The following is a 482-nucleotide window of genomic DNA, read 5'->3' on the forward strand; positions in this document are numbered from 1 at the left end:
TCACTCACTGATGTCGACTCGCTAACTAATCGATTTGATGTTGATACGGAGTCACTTGTTGATGCTGACTCGCTCGCTACTCGATTTGAATTTGAAACCGATTCGCTTGCTGATGTTGATGTGCTCTTAGCTGCTGATACGGAAGCTGATTCACTCACCGATGTTGACGCACTTGTTGACGTCGACTCACTTGCTAATCGGTTTGATGTTGATACTGAATCACTTGTTGATGCTGATGCACTCTTAGCTACTGATGCAGAAGCTGATTCACTCACCGACGTTGAAGCGCTTGTTGACGTCGACTCGCTTGCTAATCGATTTGAATTTGAAACCGATTCACTTGTTGATACGGAATCACTATTAGCCACTGATGCGGAATTTGAATCACTCACTGATGTCGACTCGCTAACTAATCGATTTGATGTTGATACGGAGTCACTTGTTGATGCTGACTCGCTCGCTACTCGATTTGAATTTGAAAC

At 44.0% G+C, this 482-nt stretch carries 1 pseudogene; it reads left to right on the forward strand.

The features are described from left to right. Positions 1-482, forward strand: a pseudogene (locus CD118_RS12055) (hypothetical protein); the annotation flags it as partial.

The organism is Staphylococcus coagulans, assembly GCF_002901995.1.
GTDB lineage: Bacteria > Bacillota > Bacilli > Staphylococcales > Staphylococcaceae > Staphylococcus > Staphylococcus coagulans.